Here is an 18,344-nt window from a genome sequence, read left to right as displayed (position 1 = left end):
CGGTCTGCACCCGTCCGTGCTCGACTCCGCCCTTCAGGGCTGCCTCTGGCTGATCGAGGCGCGCGAGGGGCAGGGCAGGCTGCACCTGCCGTTCACCATCGGCGCCATCGATGTGGGTGCCGGCACCCCGACCCGGTGCTACGCCCATGTCGCCGTACGCAGCTGGACAGCCACGGCCAAGAAGGTCGAGGTGCGGATCGCCGACGAGCGCGGCCGGGTCCTGGTGCGGGTGCGGGACTTCTGGCTACGGCCGTGGCACACAGCGACTCCTGCGGTTCCCGCGGTATCAGCGGCCCCCGAAGCCGCTGCGGTGACGCCCGAACGGCCCGCGCAGGGCGCGTACTTCCGTCCGGAGTGGGTGGACGCCGTGGCAGAGCCCGGCTCCGGGACGGGGCCCGTCCTGGTGCTGGCCCCGACCGTGGCGGCCGGGCAGCGGATCGCGGCCCGGCTCGGTGCCGAACGATGCACGGTGGCCACACCGGGCAGCGAGTTCCGGGCCACCGCCGACGGCGGTCACCGGTTGCGGCCCGATGCCGCGGAGGACTTCCGGTCCCTGCTCGCCGTCCTCGGAGCCGAAGGCCGCGCCCGGGACGTCGTCTTCGCGTGGCCGTCCCGCCCCTTCGACGGCCGGGCCGAGAGCCTCGACGCCCAACTGGCCGATGGGCTCATACCGTTGTTCCACCTGGTCCGGGCGCTGCTGCGGGCCGAGGACAAGTCGCCGGTCCGGCTGATCTGCGTCCACCCCTGCGATATGGCCGGGCAGCCCGCGTACGAGGCGCTTGCCGGCTTCCTGCGCACGGCCGGGCGGGAGAGCTCCCGGCTGACCTACCGCACCGTCGGACTTCCGGCCGGTGAACTCGCCGAACTGGCGACGGGCTCCGGCCCGGCGGCGGACCGGCTCGCCGCCGAGCTGGACGTCCGGCACCGGCAGGACACCGAGGTCCGCTACCAGGACGGCGTCCGTCGGGCCCGGCGGTGGAGTGCGGAACTCCCGTCGGTGTCCGCGGGCTCCGGCCCCCTGCGCCGGGGCGGTGTCCACGTGATCACCGGCGGTGCGGGCGGCCTCGGCGCGCTCGTGGCCCGGCACCTTGCCGGCACCGTCGCCGCGCGCCTGGTGCTGGCCGGCCGCTCCGCTCCCGACGAGCGGACCGACCAGCTGCTCGCCGAGCTGCGCCGCCTGGGCGGTGCGGCCGAGTACCTGCGGGCCGATGTGTCCACCGCCGAAGGCGCGGCCGCCGTGGTGCGTGCTGCCAACGAGGCGTACGGCCCGGTCAACGGCGTGTTCCACAGCGCGGGCGTGCTGCGCGACGACTACCTCGTCAAGCAGGACCTGGCGCGGATGGACCAGGTGCTCGCCCCGAAGGTGCGGGGCGTCCTGCACCTCGACGCGGCGACCGGCGGTGAGTCGCTGGACGTCTTCTGCCTGTTCTCCTCGGTCGCCGGTCCGCTCGGCAGCGCCGGACAGGCGGGTTACGCGTACGCCAACAGCTTCCTGGACGCGTTCGCCCACTGGCGGGAGGAACAGCGGAGCCGCGGCACCCGCGCCGGCCGCACGGTCTCCGTGAACTGGCCCCTGTGGGCCGAGGGAGGGATGGGCGTGGACGAGGAGGTCAGGGAGTGGCTGCTGGCCAACCTCGGCCTGCGTCCGCTCAGTACACCGACGGGCCTTGCCGCGCTCGAAACCGCTCTGGCCGGCCCGGCGGGGCAGGTCCTGTTCGCCGAAGGAGATGGAGTCAAGGTGGCGTCACAGCTGCGGGCGCAGCCCCTCGGCACGGCCGAGCCGGTTGCGGTTCAGGATCGGTCCGCGGACCGCGGGGTCCCGATCGCCGCGCTGCGGGAGATGCTGGCCGGTGAGGTGGCGGAGATCGTCAAGCTCGATCCGGCCCGTATCGACCCCGCAGCCCAGATCGGAGACTTCGGGTTCGACTCGCTGTCCTTCAACCGGCTCGCCAACCGGCTCAACAAGAGCCTCTCGGTCGACGTGTCACCGGCGGTGTTCTTCGAGTACACGACCGTGGCAGAGCTCGCCGAGCACCTGGCCGAGACCTACCCGGACGAACTGACGGCCCGCCTGGACACCCCCGCCGCCGCGGCACCGGCCGCGGAACTCCCCGGGGCGGCACCGGTCCAGGCCCCCACGGCGGCACCGGCCCAGGACCCGGCCGCGGCGGTGGTGGCCGAGGCCGGCCGTGCCCCCGGCACGACGCGGGAGCCGATCGCCGTCATCGGCATGCACGGCATGATGCCCCGCTCGGCGGACCTCGACGAGTTCTGGCACCACCTGGAGGCAGGCGACGACCTGGTCACCGAGATCCCGGCCGACCGCTGGGACTGGCGCGAGTTCTACAGCGAGTCCCTCGACGGCGGGAACAAGACCAACAGCAAGTGGGGCGGCTTCCTCGACGACGTCGCGTCCTTCGACGCCCGGTTCTTCGGGATCTCGCCCCGCGAGGCCGAGCTGATGGACCCGCAACAGCGGCTCTTCCTGCAAACCGCGTACAAGGCGGTCGAAGAGGCGGGCTACCGGCCGTCGGATCTGGCGAAGGGCCGCACCGGCCTGTTCGTCGGTGCCGCCACGCACGACTACTACGACCTCATGCGCCAGGCCGGAGTCCCGGTCGAGGCGTACACCACGACCGGCCTTTTCCACGCGATCCTGGCCAACCGCGTCTCGTACCTGCTCAACCTCAAGGGGCCGAGCTTCCCGATCGACACGGCCTGCTCCAGCTCACTGGTGGCCGTCCGCTCGGCGATCGAGGCCATCTGGAGCGGCAGTTGCGAGACCGCCATCGCGGGCGGGGTCAACCTCCTGCTGGCGCCGATGATCTACATCTCCTTCGCCAGGGCGGGCATGCTCAGCCCGGACGGGCGATGCAAGTCGTTCGACGCGAGCGCCAACGGCTACGTACGCGGTGAAGGAGCCGGCGCACTGCTGCTCAAACCGCTGTCGGCGGCGCTCCGCGACGGGGACCACATCCACGCCGTGATCCGCGGCAGTGCGGTCAACCACGGGGGCCGGGTCAACACGCTCACCACGCCCAACCCGAACGCACAGTCCGAGCTGATCGTCCAGGCGTTCGAGGAGGCCGGGGTCGACCCGGCCACCGTCGGGTACATGGAGATGCACGGTACCGGAACCGCCCTCGGTGACCCGATCGAGGTCAACGGCCTCAAGAAGGCGTTCCGCGAGCTGCGCGACCGCGCCGGGCTGCCCCGGCTCACGGAGCCGCGCACGCTGATCGGCTCCGTCAAGTCCAGCATCGGCCACCTGGAGGCGGCCGCCGGCATGGCGGGGATCTTCAAGACCATCCTGTCGATGAAGCACGGCAAGCTGCCCGCGAGCCTCCACCTGGAAGAGGTCAACCCGCACATCCAGCTGACCGGCAGCCCGCTGCGCATCGTCCGGCAGGCGGAGGCGTGGCCGCGCCCGATCGGTGCGGACGGCAGCGAGCTGCCGCGCCGGGCGGGGGTCAGCTCGTTCGGGTTCGGCGGGGTCAACGGCCATGTGCTGCTGGAGGAGTACCTGCCGGTGCCGTCCGGGCGTCCCGAGGACGGGGAGCGGCGTGAGCACGTGTTCGTGCTGTCGGCCCGCAGCGAGGAGCGGCTGCGCGAGTACGCCCGGATCCTGGCCGGTGTCCTCGGGGCGGGCGATTCACACGGGTACGCCCCACGCGGCGGATCCGACCGCTCCCGGACCGTGTCGGAACTCGCCGAGATGACCGCCGAGTTGCTCGACGTGAGGCCGCAGGACGTGCCCACCGACGAGCCGCTGGAGGACCTGGGCCTGGGCACGCTGCGGCTCGACCGCCTCCGGGACCGCATCGCCGATCGCTACGCCGGGGGCTCCGGCCTCGGCCACGTGCTGGTGCGCAGCTCCCTGGCCGAGCTGGCCGGCGAGCTTACCGGCGCACGCGACGGGGAGCCGGTGGCGCCGCTGCTCGACATCGCCTACACCCTGCAGCTCGGACGCGAGGCGATGGAGCACCGCCTGGCGGTGGTCTCCGACTCGGCCGCCGTTCTCGCGGCCGGGCTGAGCCGGTTCGCCACGACGGGTGAGGCCGGCCAGGGGGTCCTGTACGGCACCGCCGAATCCGGCGCCTCCGGCGCCGCCGAGTCCGACGAGCCCCGCGCGCTGGGCCGGCACTGGGTGCGCGGCGGCGTCGTCGACTGGGCGCGGTTGTACGAGGGCCGCAGGCCCCGTCGGCTCTCGCTGCCCACCTACCCCTTCGCGCCGACCAGGCACTGGTTCCGCACGCCTGCCGCGTCTGCCGCGCCTGCCGTGCCTGCCGCGCCGCCCGCCGTGCCCGCCGTGCCCGCCTCCGGCGGGACGGCGGCGCACCCGCTGATCGACGGCCCCCTGGCCGACGGCGCCGGATCCCGCACGTGGCTGAAGGTCTCCGACCCGGTGGTCGCCGAGCACCGGATCCACGGACGGCCCGTTCTGCCCGGTGTCGCCCACCTCGAAATCGCCTTCGCCGCCCTCGGCGGCACGCGCGTGCCGCGGTACCGGCTGACCAGGGTCACCTGGCTGAAGGCGGTCACCGTGGACGCGCCCGGGCGCGAGCTCGCGGTACGGCTGAACGAGCGGGTGGGCGGAAGCGTCGAGTACCTGCTGGAGTCCGAGCAGGACGGCGTCACCACCACCTTCTCCCGAGGCGTCTTCGAACCCGTGGAGCCCGCCGCCCCGCCGGCCGGCGTCCCGCTGGACGAGATCCGGCGCCGCTGTCCGCTGCCCCTCGACCAGGAGACCGTCTACCGGCGGTTCCGTGACGAGCTGGGGATCGACTACGGCCCGTTCTTCCGTGGCCTGCGCGAAGCCCTGATCGGCGACGGCGAGGTGCTGGCCCGGGTCGCGCTCGCGCCGTCGGACCGCGGTGCCGCGGACGCCTACCGGCTCCACCCCACCGTGATGGACGCCGCGCTCCAGGCCATCACCGTGCTCGACTTCTCCGCCCCCGCCGGGGCCACCCGCACGCGGCTCCCCTTCTCGCTGGAATCCGCCGAACTGCTGGCGCCGGTGCCCGCGGCCGGGTACGTCCACGTGCGCTCGCTGGGCCGGGACGGCTTCGACGTCGCGATCCTCGACGAGGACGGCCGGGTCTGCGTCCGGCTGGGCGAGGTGACGGTGCGGGAGCAGAAGGACCCCTTCGACCGCTTCTTCTTCGAGCCGTACTGGAGCCCCCAGCCGGCCCTGCCCGTGGAGCCCGCGGAGCTGTCGGGCGGCTGCCTGATCGTGCACGGCCCCGGCTCCTTCGGGCTGGCGGGCGAGCTGACCGGCCGGCACGGCACGTTCCATCAGGTGGAGCTCGGCTCCCGCACCAGGCGGCTCGGCGAGCGGGCCTGGGAGGTCGACGCGGGGGATCCCGCATCGTTCGCCGAGTGCCTGCGGCAGCTGGGCGAGTTCCGGCACGTCTGGTTCCTGGGCGGGCTGCTCGGACGGCCGGCAGCCGAGGCGGACGGCCGTCCTGCCGACCGGGTCGCGCTGACGCTCTTCTGTCTGGCCAAGGCCTTGGCCGCGACCGACCGGGTGCAGGCCGTCAAGGACCTGAGGATCGTCGTCAACGATGTGCACGACGTGGACGGCCGGCGCATCGCCAACCCCGGCGCCGCAGGGCTGATCGGCCTCGCGAAGACGCTGGCCAAGGAGTTCCCGCAGCTCGCCGTGGCCTGCGTGGACATCGGCGTCCCGGCCGGGGCCACCCTGTCGGCCGCCGAACGTGCGCGGCTGGTCGACGCGCTGGCGGCCGAGCCCGCGCAGCGGGCCGGTGAGGAGGCCGTACTGCTCGGCGCCCGCCGCTACGTCAAGCGGTTGCGCGGTCTGGAGCTGCCGCCCGCGGCGCAGCCGGTCTTCCGGCAAGGCGGCACGTACCTGATCGTCGGTGGCGCCGGCGGCATCGGGCTGGCCGTCGCCGAGCACCTGGCGCGTACGGCTGCGGCCCGGCTGGTGCTGGTCGGCCGCAGCCCGGAGAGCCCAGCGATCGCGGCCGACCTGGCCCGACTGGAGGCGTCGGGCGGCGCGGCCGTCTACCTCAGCGCGGACGTCACCGACCCCGCGGCGATGCGCGCCGTGATCGCCGGGGCCAAGGCCCGGTTCGGTGCGCTGCACGGGGTCTTCCACGCGGCCATGGTGCTGCGTGACGGCATCGTCGAGCGGATGGACGACGAGATGTTCCGGGCGGCCCTCGCCCCCAAGGCGGAGGGCAGCCGGGTACTCGGCGAACTGCTGGCCGACGAACCGCTCGACTTCCTCCTCTTCCTGTCCTCGGCGCAGTCCTTCACCGGTTCCGCCGGCCAGGGCAACTACGCCGCCGCCTCGACGGCCCAGGACGCCTTCGCGCGCGCCCTGGCGAGCCGTACGGGATACCCCGTCCAGATCGTCAACTGGGGCTTCTGGGGCACGGTCGGCGGCGTCGCCACACCCGAGTACCGTGCGCGGCTGGCCGCGCGAGGCTTCCATTCGATCGCGCCGGACCAGGGGATGGCCGCGATCGAGCGCATCCTGGCGGGTGAGCGACGGCAGGTCGTCGCGTTGAGCGCCGACGAGCACGTACTGGCCTCGATCGGACTGCGGGACGCGGATCGCGACGGCCCGGCGGCCCCGGCCCCGGTGGCGGTACGGCCGCTGGAGGTCACGGCCGAAGACCGGGCCGAGCGGGTCGCCTTCGACGAGTTCATCGCCGCGGCACTGCTCGGCGCGCTCCAGGGCATGGGCCTGTTCCGCTACGCCGGACAGAGCCACGGCCGCGCCGGACTCGGGGACCGGGTGGGTGCGCTGCCCACCTACCGGCGGCTGATGGACGGCCTGGTGCGCGTGCTGGAGGCACAGGGCCTGGTGTCGGTGGACGCGGAGACCGTGACCGCCACGGACGGCATCGAAGCGGTGGCGACCGATGCCGCGTCGCTCGCCGCCCGGGAGGCATCGCTGCGGTCCTCGTACGCCAACCTCGACGCGCGGCTCGACCTGGTCGTCGGCTGCATGGGCAGTCTGCCGCAGGTGCTGACGGGCGCGGTCCGGGCGCCCGAGGTGCTGTTCCCCGGTGCCGCCACCGACCGGGTCGCCCGGATCTACCGCGGCGAGAAGCTGACCGACTACTGCAACCGGCTCGTCGCCGAGCAGGCGGCGCGGCGGGTGCGCGCCTGGGTGGACGGGGGACGGCCCGGCGGCCGTTTCCGCATCCTGGAGATCGGCGCGGGCACCGGCGCCACCACGCGGGCGGTCCTGGACGCGCTGCGTCCGATCGGCGGGGAGGTCGACTACGACTTCACCGACCTCTCGGTGCGCTTCCTGCGCGAGGCCGAGCGCGGTCTGGACGCCGGTGGCGTGCGGATGGCCTTCCGCGAGCTGGACATCGAGCGGCCGGCGGCGGAGCAGGGCTTCGCCAACGGGGCGTACGACCTCGTCGTGGCGGCGAATGTGCTGCACGCGACGCGGGACCTGGACGCCGTGCTCGACCGGGCGCGGCAGTTGCTCGCGCCGGCCGGGCACGTGGTGCTCACCGAGGTCACCCGGATGCTGCCCTTCCACACCGTCACCTTCGGCCTGCTGGACGGATGGTGGTACTACGGGGACGAGGCGCGCAGGCTCGCCTCCTCGCCTCTCCTGGACGAGGAGATGTGGCGTCGGCGCCTCGAACACGTCGGGTTCACCCGCGTGGGTGTGCTCGGCTCGGGCTCGTTGCCGGGCGAGCTGTCCCAGCGGGTGATCACGGCCGAAGCCGGGGCTGGCGCCCCGGCCGTGGCTCCGTTGCCGGCCGTGGCCTCCGTCGTGGCCCCGGCCGTGGAGCAGCCCGTGGTGCGGGCCGTGGCGTCCGCGCCGGCCGCGCGGAGCGGTGAGCCGCTCGTCGAGCGGGTGGCGGAGCTGCTCTCGGAGCTGACCGCCGACTGTCTGGGCATGCCGGTGGAGGAGCTCGACCGGGCGAAGCCGCTGTCCTCGTTCGGCGTGGACTCCATCGTCGGGGTGGAGCTGATCAACCGGCTCAACGACGCGTTGGGTGTGGTGCTGAAGACGATCGTGATCTTCGACCACCCGACGGTGGCGGATCTGGCGGCGTTCATCACCGACCGGCACGGTCCCGCGATCGCGGACCGCTTCGGCGTGGAGCGCGCCGTCGAGCCGACCGCGTCCGGGGCTTCCGGGCCGGTGGTGGAGCCGGTGCCCATCGCGCCTGTGCGGGGCGCCGGTTCCGAACCGGCCGCCGCAACCGCACCCGTTGCCGGGCCCGCACCCGTCGCCGCGGACTCCGTGGCGACGGTCCCGGACGTGGTGTCCGGCCTGCGGGCGGTCCGCTTCGAACGCCCCGGTACCTACCGGGACCTGCGGATCGCGGCGCTCGCCCCGCAGGAGCCGGGTGCGGGGGAGATCGAGGTCGAGGTCAGGGCGTTCCCGGTCAACTTCTCGGACTTCCTGCTCGCCAGAGGCCTCTACCCGATGATGCCCGACTTCCCCTTCACCCCCGGTGTCGAGGTCTCCGGCGTGGTCCGGCGCGTCGGGCCCGGCGTGACGCGCCTGGCCGTCGGCGACGAGGTCATCGCACTCACCCGCCCCGAGATGGGCGGCCAGGCCTCGGTCGTCCTCACCGACGAGAACTTCGCCGTGCGCAAGCCGGCGAACGTCACCCACGAGGAGGCGTGCGGCTTCCCGGTCGCCTTCCTGGCGATGTGCCTGGCCTTCGAACGGGCCGGAGTGCAGCCGGGTGAGCGGGTGTTGATACCGGCGGCCACCGGCACCAACGGGCTGGTGGCCGTGCAACTGGCGCAGTCGGCCGGGGCCGAGATCATCGCGACGGCCGGGGCGCAGCACAAGCTCGACCACCTCGCGCGGATGGGTGTCCGCGACGCGATCGACCACCAGCGGCAGGACGTCGTGTCCGAGGTCCTGCGCCGGACCGGCGGCAGGGGCGTCGACGTGGTGGTCAACACCCTCGGGGACGGGGCGACCCAGCAGGGTCTGAACGTCCTCGCACCGGAGGGCCGGTACGTGGAGATCGCCGTGTTCGGCCTCCAGGCGTCCGGCGGGATCGACCTCTCCAGGCTGGTCGACAACCAGAGCTTCCACAGCTTCAACACCAAGAAGTTCTTCGTCCGACACCCCGAGAAGCGCATCCCCTACCTGGAGAAGATGGCCTCTTGCCTGGAGGCCGGCACGGTCCGTCCGACCGTCGCCCGGGTGCTTCCGTTCGCCCGGGTCGTCGAGGCGTACGAGGCCAAGGAGGACCGGGCCGTCATCGGCCGGGTCGTGGTGTCGGTCGAGCCGCCGGCCGACCCGGCCCCGGCCGCCCCGGCGGCCGTCGTACGCTCCGCCCCCGCCGGGCGGGAGACCGACATCGCGGTGATCGGCATGTCGGCCCGCTTCCCCGGCGCCGAGGACGTCTCGGCGCTCTGGGACAACCTCGCGGCCGGTGTCAGCTCGGTCGGCGGCGTCCCCGCCTCCCGCTGGGCCGAGGAGCGGTTCTTCGACCCGGACCCGGAGCGGCTGGACACCACGTACTGCCGCAACGGCGGCTTCATCGACGGGGTGGACCGGTTCGACGCGCCGTTCTTCTCCATCTCCGGCAAGGAGGCGGCCCAGACCGACCCTCAGCAGCGCCTGTTCCTGGAGGAGGCGTGGAAGGCCCTGGAGGACGCGGGTCGTCCGGCGTCCGCCATGGACGGCCAGGACTGCGGGGTCTTCGTCGGTGTCGGGCCGAGCGAGTACCTGACCCGGATGAACAAGGCCGGCACCGTCAAGGAGGCCCAGTCCTTCTGGGGCAACGAGGCCTCGGCCCTGGCCGCGAGGATCTCGTACTTCCTCAACCTCAAGGGCCCGAGCATCGCGGTCAACACCGCGTGCTCGTCCTCCCTGGTCGCCCTGCACCTGGCCTGTCGCAGCCTGATCGCCGGGGAGTGCGGGACAGCCATCGCGGGCGGCTCGTTCCTGACCCTCTCCCCGGACTACTTCATCGTGGCGAGCAACGGCAACATGCTCTCCCCCGAGGGCCGCTGCAAGAGCTTCGACGACTCGGCCGACGGCTTCGGGCCGGGCGAAGGCGTCGGGGCGATCGTGCTCAAGCCTCTCGCGGACGCGCTGCGCGACGGCGACCACATCCACGGAGTCATCAAGGGCACCGCGGTCAACCAGGACGGCCGGACGAACGGCATCACCGCGCCTAGTGGCCTCGCCCAGACCGAAGTCGAGCTGGCCGCCTACCGGCAGGCCGGTATCGACCCCGCGACCATCGGCTACGTCGAGGCACACGGCACGGGCACCCCGCTCGGCGATCCGATCGAGGTCGAGGCCCTCACCAACGCGTTCCGCAAGCACACCGATCGGACCGAGTTCTGCGCGATCGGCTCGATCAAGACGAACATCGGGCACACCGCGGCGGCCGCGGGCATCGCGGGGATCATCAAGGTCCTCCTCAGCTTCAAGCACCGCCAGATCCCGGCCTCGCTCAACTTCGAGAAGCCGAACCGGCTGATCGACTTCGAGGGGACGCCGTTCTACGTCAACACCGCGCTCCGGGACTGGACGCCCGAGCCTGGCAAGCCCCGGCGGGCGGCGGTCAGCAGCTTCGGCTTCAGCGGCACCAACGCCCACGCCGTGCTGGAGGAGCCGCCGGCGGTACGGAGGCCGGTGCCCGCCCCGAGGCCCGTGGTGGCCGTCCCGCTGTCCGCGCAGACCTCGACCGCGCTGCGGGCCCGGATCACGCAACTGGCCGACTGGCTGGACGGTGCCGGCGCCGAGGTCTCGCTGACCGAGATCGCCTACCAGCTCCAGGTGTTCCGCGACCACTTCAGGGAGCGGACGGTCTTCCTGGTCCGCACCCGGGCCGAGCTCGCGGACGCGTTGCGCGGCCTGCCGCACACCGGCGCGGACGTCCCGGAGCTCGACGGTACGGCTGCCCGCTACCTGGCCGGCGAGACCGTCGACTGGGCGCAGCAGTGGGAAGGGCAGACCTGTGGGCCCATTCCGATGCCCACGTACCCCTTCGACCGCCGGCGGTACTGGTACACCGAGCACGACACCGTCTACTCGGCGGGTCGCCGGCCCGGCCCGGAGTTCCGCCCGCTGGACGCCGCCCCCGGCGAGCACCGTCTGCGGACCACCCTCACGGGGGAGGAGTTCTTCCTCCGCGACCACCGTGTCGGCGACCGGCTGATCCTGCCCGGGGTTCTGGTCCCTGAGCTCGCCGAGCAGGCGATGGTGACGGCCGGGCTCAAGGCCGGTGCGGTGCGCAACCTCGCCTGGCTGCGGCCCGTCGTGGCCGACGGCAGGCCGGTCGAACTCACCTTCCTGCTGCGCCCCGAAGCGGCCGGAACGCGCTTCGAGTTGAGCACCGCGGCTCCGGAGGGCGAGCTGTTGCACGCCACCGGCCTGGTCATGCCGCCGGACGGACAGGCCGTCAGCTCGTGGATCGATCTCGATGCCGTACGCCGGGCCTGTCCCGAGCGGATCACGCTGGACGAGCACTACGGCAGACTCCGAGGGATGGGCCTGCACCACGGGCCGTCGCTGCGCTCGCTGCGCGAGGTCCGGGTCGGCGGCACGACAGCGCTGGCCCGCCTGCGGCTGCCCGAGGCCGCCGGCGACACACTCGGCTCCTTCGAACTGCACCCCGCGCTGCTGGACGGTGCGCTCCAGGTCCTCGGAGCCTTCCAGGGGCTCGCGCCTGAAGGCACGGCGGTGCCGTTGCTCCCGGTCTCGGCGGGGGAGCTGACCCAGTACGGGGCGCTGCCCGCCAAGTGCTACGCACATGTGGTCGCCCACCCGGCGGCCCGGTCCGCGGACTCGTTCCGCACATTCGATATCCAGCTCGTGGACGACGAAGGCCATGAGCTCGTCGCGCTGAGGAATCTCACGATCAAGCTGCCCGGGGGCGGCCACGCCGCCGCTCCGGCGGAGTCGCAGGACGGACTGCGGTCCCTGCTGCTCCGGCTGCACGCCGGCGAGATCGACGAGACGCAGGCCGAGGCGGCTATGGAGGCTTACCTTGCAGAGTGACATCCACGGCCGCAAGGCCGTCCTCGCGAAGACAAAGTCGGGCGAGCTCGCCGTCGACGAGGCGCTGCGGCTGCTGAAGCTCTCCGCTGGTGCGCCGGCGTCGAACGAGCCTGCCGCGGAGCCGGCCGCCGAGCCTGCCGACGAGGAGCCGCTGCTGCGGCGCCTGGAGGCCTGGCTCGCCGGGGTCCTCGCGGCCGAGGCGCGCATTCCGCTTGCCGACGTCCGGCCCGCGGAGCCGCTGGACCGGTACGGCTTCGACTCCGTGATGGCGCTCAATGTGGTGCGCGCCCTGGAAACGGACTTCGGCTCCCTGTCGCCGACCCTGCTGTTCGAGCACCGGACGGTCGCCGCACTGGCCGGGTACCTGGCCCTGGAGCACCGTCCGGCCGTCGAGCGGCTGCTGCCCGGTGTCCCCGGTGCCGTCGGTGCCGTCGGTGCCGCGCAGGGCCGGTCAGCCGGGCCTGTGCCGCGCGTGCCGGCCGCCCCGGTCCCGCGGGCGGACGCGGCCGGGGCCCCGGCCGTCCCGGCCGGCGGCGAGATCGCCGTCGTCGGGCTCAGCGGGCGCTTTCCGCTCGCCGACGACCTCGACGAGTTCTGGGCGAACCTCGAAGCCGGTCGCGACTGCATCACCGAGATTCCGGCGGACCGCTGGGACCACAGCCGCCTCTTCGACCCCGAGCCCGGCAAGCCCGGCCGCAGCTACACCAAGTGGGGCGGCTTCCTTCGCGACATGGACGCCTTCGACGCCGAGTTCTTCCGGATATCCCCGCGTGAGGCCGAGCGGATGGACCCGCAGGAGCGGTTGTTCCTCCAGGAGGCCTGGCACGCGCTGGAGGACGGCGGATTGACGAAGAGCCAGGTGGCGGGCTGCCGGGCAGGCGTCTACGTCGGAGTAATGTACGCGCAGTACCAGCTGCTCCAGGCGGAGCAGGGAGTCCTCGGCAACCCGCTCCACCTCGGCTCCTCGTACGCCTCCATAGCCAACCGGGTCTCGCACTTCCTCGATCTGCGCGGACCCAGCATGGCCGTGGACACCATGTGCTCGTCCTCGCTCACGGCGCTTCACCTGGCCTGCGAGGCGCTGCGCCGGGGCGACATCGAGATGGCGCTGGCAGGCGGCGTCAATCTGAACCTCCACCCGAACAAGTACCTCGACCTCAGCCAGGGCCGGTACGCCTCGACCGACGGCCGCTGCCGCAGCTTCGGAGAGGGCGGCGACGGATACGTTCCGGGCGAGGGCGTCGGCGTGGCGGTACTCAAGCCGCTGGCCGCCGCGGTCGCCGCGGGGGACCGGATCCACGCCGTCATCCGGGGCACCGCGCTCGGCCACGGGGGCCGGACCAACGGCTACAGCGTCCCCAACCCCACGGAGCAGACCCGCCTGATCGCCGAGGCCTACCGCCGGGCCGGTGTCGACCCGAAGGCCGTCACGTACATCGAGGCCCACGGCACCGGCACCTCGCTCGGCGACCCGATCGAGATCGCCGCGCTCGACCGCGCCCTGGGTGAGCCGGCCCCCGGAGCCGGGCCCCGGTCCATCGGCTCGGTGAAGTCCGGCATCGGCCACCTGGAGGGTGCCGCGGGCATCGCGGGCCTGGCCAAGGTGGTGCTCCAGCTGAAGAACCGCCGGCTCGTCCCCTCCCTGCACGCCGAACGGCTCAACCCGCACATCGACTTCGACGCCACCGGACTGCGGGTCCAGCGGACGCTGGAGGAATGGACGTCGGAAGGCGGGCCGAGGGCCGCGGGGCTCAGCTCCTTCGGCGCGGGCGGCGCCAACGCGCACGTGATCATCGAGGAGTACGTCCCCGCAGCGCAGGCACCGGCCACCGGACCGGACGCGGGCCCCGAGCTGATCCTCCTGTGCGCCCAGAACGAGGAGCGGCTGCGCGTCTGGGCAGGCATGCTCGCGTACCACCTGAGCCGCCGCGACACCACCGGGCGCGCCCGGCTCGCCGACGTGGCCCACACGCTGCGCACCGGCCGGGAGCCGCTGGACGAGCGGCTCGCGCTCGTGGTCGAGAGCATCGACGAACTGACCGCACGCCTCCGGCAGTTCGCCTCCACCGGCGAGGCCGAGGGGGTCGTACGGGGCAATGTCCTGCGGGACGGCCCACCGGCCGTGGCCGCCGCTCCGGCCGGGCGCGCGCCGGAAGACCTCCGGCCGGCCGAGCTCGGCCGGCTCTGGGTCCAGGGTGCCGAGCTCGGCCGGTCCGCCGCGCGGCCCGTGCCGGCCCGCCAGGTCGGGCTGCCCGGCTACCCTTTCCTGCGCGAGCGGCACTGGCCCGAACTCGTCGAGGCCGGTGCGCCCGGCCGCCCCGGGCCGCACCCGCTGCTCGGCGCCAACGCCTCCACCTTCGACAGGCAGCGCTTCGTCACCTCGCTCGACCCGTCCTCGCCCTGGCTCCGCGACCACCGGATCTCCGGACGGGCGGTGCTACCCGCGGCGGCGCTCCTGGAGATGGTGCTCGCCGCCGGCCGGCTCTCGGGCCTGGGGGACCGGCTCCGGATCGAGGACTCGGTCTGGGAGGCGCCTGTCGACCCGGTCGCACCGTACGAGCTCACCGTCGAACTGGTACGGGAAGACGGGCACATCTCCTACACCGTGACCGGAACCACCGACGGCGGGGACCGGCGCGGCCACGCCCATGGACGGCTCGCCGTGGCGGACGGACCGGCCGCGGCGCCACTGGACCTGGCCGCCCTGCGCGCGCGGTGCGGGGAAACCCTCGACGGCGAAACCTGCTACCGGATCTTCGCCGAGCGCGGCCTCGGGTACGGCGGGGCGATGCGAGCACTCGACCACGTCGCCACCGGCGACGACTTCGCCCTCGGCCGGGTACGGCTCGGCGTGGGCGGCGACCGCACGTCCGGCTACCTGCTCCACCCGGCCCTGCTCGATGCGGCATTCCAGACGCTGCTCGGCTTCGACCGTGAAGGACCGGCCAGCGGGGCACCCCGCGTTCCCTTCGCGGTGGACCGGGTGGAGGCGACCGACGCCCTGCCCGAGCAGGGCTGGGTGCTCGCCCGGGCCCGCGGCACCGCGCGGGACGAGTCGGGACGGCCGCAGGTCTTCGACCTGTCGCTCGCCGACGACGAAGGGCGGGTCCTGGCCGAGATCACCGGACTCCTGGTCCGGCCGGCCGTAGCACCCGCGGCACACCGCACGGTCCTGCTGCGCCACGAGTGGCGCCGGACCGAGCCCCCGGCGGCGGGCAGGGCCCCGGGAGGGATCCTCCTCCTGGAGAGCGGACCGGCCGTGGGCGACGCCCTGGAGGCGCGCGGGCTGACGGTCGTCCGGGTCCGCCCGGGGGAGCGTTTCACCGACCTCGGCGACGGGCGGTACCGGATCGACCCGCGTGACGACGCCCAGTACGAGCGGCTGCTGGACGCCGTGCTCAGCGGCCCGGCCGCCGTCGACACGGTGGTCCACGCCTGGGCGCCGAACCCGTCCGACGCCGACGCGGCTCTCTCGCAGGAGCAGCTGGACCTGGGATTCCACTCCCTGCTGGCCCTGTTCCGGGCCTGGGTCGGCCGCTCCTCCGCCACGGGCCTGCGCCTGGTACACGCCCATGCACCAGGGGCGGTCGCCCCGGGTGCGCTCGCGGCCTTCGGCCGCGCGCTGGCCGCCGAACACCCGGCCTGCTCCCACACCTCCGTCGAACTCCCTGTCGGACCCGGCGGGCAGCCCGTGGACGTCGCCCTGCTGATGGCAGAACTGGAGGCCGACCTTCCGGGAGTCACGGAGGTCCGGCACCTCGACGGTGTCCGGTACGTGCGCACCCTGGCCGAGTTCGCTCCGCAGCGCTCCGGTGCCACGGGTCTGCGCGAGCACGGGGTCTACCTGGTCACGGGCGCACTTGGCGGACTCGGCCGCGTCCTCGCCGGCCACCTGGCCCGCCGCTGGAAGGCCCGGTTGGTGCTCTCCGGCCGCTCGGCCCTCGACGAGCGCGGCGAGGCATTCCTGGCCGGGTTGCGGGAGGCCGGTGCCGAGGCCGTCTACCTGGCGGCCGACTGCGCGACCGAGGAGGGCGCGCGCCGCCTGGTCGGTGAGGCCCGCACGCGGTACGGACGCCTCGACGGTGTCGTCCACCTGGCCGGAACGCTGCGCGACGGGCTGGTGCTGCGCAAGCGGCGGGCCGATGCGGAAGCCGTACTGCGCCCCAAGATCTGGGGCGCTCACCACCTCGACCGGGCCACGGCCGCCGAACCGCTCGACTTCTTCGCGCTGTTCTCCTCCGCCAGCTCGGTGACCGGTGTCGCCGGGCAGGCCGACTACGCCTACGCCAATGCCTTCCTCGACGGCTTCGCCGCATGGCGCGAGGACCGCCGCCGGGCCGGGCAGCGCTCCGGTGCGACGGTGTCGGTCGCGTGGCCGCTGTGGGAGGCGGGCGGCATGGACGTGGACGACAGCGCCAAGCGGTGGATCGAGGAGCACCTCGGTTGGGTCCCATTGCCCGTGGAGACGGGCCTGGAGCTGTTCGAGGAGACACTGCGCGGCCGGGACACACGGCTCGCGGTCTTCCACGGCCACCGGCCGCGGATCCTCGGCTCGCTCGCACTGTCCGACGACGGACCGAGGCCGGCCGCCCCGCCGGCCGCCCCGACCGCCCCGGCCGCGGAGCCCTCCGCGGACTCCTCGCCGCCGATCGAAACGAGAGAAGTGGAGCCACGTCCAGATCTCGCGCCCGCGGCGCAGGCACTGCTGAGCCACCTGACCCGCACAGTGGCGGCGGAACTCAAGCTGCCGGCCGAACGTCTCGACCCGCGCACGAGGTTCGAGCGGCTGGGGCTCGAGTCGGTGATGGTCATGAACCTCACCCGAGACCTGGAGACGGTGTTCGGAGCGCTGCCCAAGACGCTGTTCTTCGAATACCAGTGTCTGGCGGACCTCTGCGCGCACCTGGTGGAGACCCACCCGGACGCCGTGGCGGCCCGCTTCGGCAGCGCACCGCAGACCTCGCCGAAGACCGCACCTGCCGCACCGGCCCAGGCCGCACCGGTACCCGCGGCCGTCCGCACGGCCGGCGGCGGCGAGCGGCACGACGAGCCGATCGCTGTCGTCGGCCTCGGCGGCCGCTACCCGATGGCGGACACCCTGGACGAGTTCTGGGCGAACCTGCGTCAGGGCCGCGACTGCATCACGGAGATCCCGGCCTCGCGCTGGGACCACTCCCGGTACTTCGACCCCGCCGCGGACACCCCGGGCAAGAGCTACTCCAAGTGGGGCGGCTTCCTGCGCGACGTCGACCGCTTCGATCCGCTGTTCTTCAACATCTCGCCGCGCGAGGCGAAGCTGATGGACCCCCAGGAACGTCTGTTCCTGGAGACCGCCTGGCACACCCTGGAGGACGCAGGGCACAGCCGTGCCTCGCTGGCCGGGCGCCGGGTCGGCGTCTTCGTCGGGGTCATGTACGCCCAGTACCAGCTCTACGGTGCCCACCCCGCCATGCAGGCCCGGGGCTTCATCCCCAGCTCGCTGTCGGCTTCGGTGGCCAACCGGGTCTCGTACACGCTGGACCTGACCGGCCCCAGCCTCGCGCTGGACACCATGTGCTCCTCGTCGCTGACGGCGCTCCACCTCGCCTGCGCGAGTATCCGGCTCGGTGACTGCGACGAGGCGATCGCGGGAGGCGTCAACGCGATCCTGCACCCCAACCGGTACCTCCAGATCAGCCAGGCCAAGTTCGCCTCCACCGACGGCCGTTGCCGCAGCTTCGGGGATGGCGGCGACGGCTACGTGCCCGGTGAGGGCGTCGGCGCGGTACTGCTCAAGCCGCTGAGCCGGGCCGAGGCCGACGGCGACCACATCTACGCGGTCATCCGCGGCAGCGCGGTCAACCACGGCGGCCGGAGCAACGGCTACACCGTCCCGAGCCCGGTCGCCCAGAGCGACGTGATCGGCCGTGCCCTGCGCACCGCCGGAGTGGACCCGGCGGACCTGGACTACATCGAGGCCCACGGCACGGGAACCTCGCTCGGGGACCCGATCGAGGTCGCCGGTCTGGTCAAGGCGTTCGCGCACGCGGGCTCCCCGCGCACGTCCGACTGCCCGATCGGCTCGGTGAAGTCGAACATCGGCCACCTGGAGTCGGCGGCCGGCATCGCCGGTCTGACCAAGATCCTGCTCCAGTTCCGGCACGCCGAGCTGGCACCGTCCCTGCACGCCGAACGGCTCAACGCGAACGTCGTCTTCGAGGGCTCCGGACTCCGGGTGCAGCGCACGCTGGAGCCTTGGCCCGCCCGGACGGCCGACGGGCGCGAACGCCCCCGGATCGCTGCCGTCAGCTCCTTCGGAGCGGGCGGCACCAACGCCCACGTCATCGTCGAGCAGTACCAGCCGCGGGAGGTCGCTGTGGCAGCC

Annotated in this window: 2 protein-coding genes (both only partly in view); both read left to right on the top strand. The window is 73.4% G+C overall.

All coding sequences use genetic code 11. From position 1 onward, the window contains the following. Positions 1 to 11,980: the 3' portion of an SDR family NAD(P)-dependent oxidoreductase gene (locus ACFYY7_RS07065; RefSeq protein ID WP_388658080.1), read on the top strand. 7,019 nt of this gene lie to the left of the window's left edge; only the last 11,980 of its 18,999 coding nucleotides appear in the window; its start codon lies off the left edge, out of view; it ends in the stop codon at positions 11,978 to 11,980. Next, positions 11,970 to 18,344: the beginning of an SDR family NAD(P)-dependent oxidoreductase gene (locus ACFYY7_RS07060; RefSeq protein WP_388658077.1), read on the top strand. It continues 6,942 nt past the right edge of the window; only the first 6,375 of its 13,317 coding nucleotides appear in the window; it begins with the start codon at positions 11,970 to 11,972; its stop codon lies beyond the right edge, outside the window. The genes ACFYY7_RS07065 and ACFYY7_RS07060 overlap by 11 nt, the downstream gene beginning before the upstream one ends.

It is taken from the genome of Streptomyces sp. NPDC001933 (assembly GCF_042890955.1).
In the GTDB taxonomy this organism is placed as follows: Bacteria; Actinomycetota; Actinomycetes; order Streptomycetales; family Streptomycetaceae; genus Streptomyces.
The sequence above is the reverse complement of the archived record's forward strand: the minus strand, read 5'-3'. Positions and strand labels throughout refer to the sequence as shown.